The sequence below is a fragment of the Streptomyces sp. WELS2 genome, assembly GCF_013870595.1.
Lineage (GTDB): Bacteria > Actinomycetota > Actinomycetes > Streptomycetales > Streptomycetaceae > Streptomyces.
Genome location: NZ_JACBWZ010001380.1, coordinates 1 through 856 on the forward strand (window position 1 = coordinate 1; position 856 = coordinate 856).

Below are 856 nucleotides of genomic sequence, written 5' to 3' on the forward strand. Positions count from 1 at the left end.
ACAGGTCATCTCATTTGGCGAGTCAGCGGTAGCAGATGAGGGTGCAGGCAAGGCTGGTGAAGGCGAGGAAGTGCTCGGCTTTGCGTTCGTAGCGGCGGTGGAGTCGGCGGCAGCCGGCGAGCCAGGCCATGGTCCGTTCGATGGTCCAGCGATGTCGGCCGAGTCGCTGTGAGGTATCGGTTCCTTTGCGCGCGATGCGGTGCTGGATGCCTCGCTGGGCCAGCCATTGCCGCAGGTGACGGTAGTCGTATCCCTTGTCGCCGTGGAGTTTGGCGGGCCTTCGCCGACGGGGGCCGCGGCGGGAGCGGATCGGGGGTATGCCCTTCACGAGGGGTACCAGGGCCTGGCTGTCGTGGATGTTGGGGCCGGAGATCCCGACGGACAGGGGCAGACCGGTTCGCTCGGTGATCAGATGGATCTTCGAGCCGTACTTGCCCCGGTCGACAGGGTTCGGACCTGTCAGGTCCCCCTTTTCAGGGCCCGCATGCCGACCGAGTCGATCGCGCACCGCGACCAGTCCAGGTCGCCGCGAGAGCCGAGTTCGTCGAGGACCAGGCGGTGGAGCTTGGCCCACACCCGGGCCTTCGTCCATTCGGTGAAGCGGCGGTGGGCCGTCGCGCCTGACGGGCCGAATGAGGCCGTCGGCAACTGCTGCCACGTGCAGCCCGAGGTCGCCACGAACACGATCGCGGCCAGCACCTCACGGTCGCCGTGGCGACGCCGGCCGCCACCTTGCGGCCGCGACGGCGCCTCCGGCACCACCCGCTGGAACAGCTCCCACAACTCATCCGGCACCAGCCGCTCAACGATCCCCACCACGGCAGCAGCCTACCCAACCAAATGAGATCACCTGTAA

1 protein-coding gene is annotated in these 856 nt (G+C 67.6%); it reads right to left on the bottom strand.

Annotated elements, in window-relative coordinates:
- Nucleotides 1–22: 22 nt before the first annotated feature.
- Nucleotides 23–810 (bottom strand): IS5 family transposase gene (locus H5J33_RS36490; protein ID WP_309485586.1). Its coding sequence is split into 2 segments (ribosomal slippage): nucleotides 23–471 and nucleotides 471–810, totalling 789 coding nucleotides; the frame shifts between segments, so codons are not numbered across the junction.
- Nucleotides 811–856: the final 46 nt, after the last annotated feature.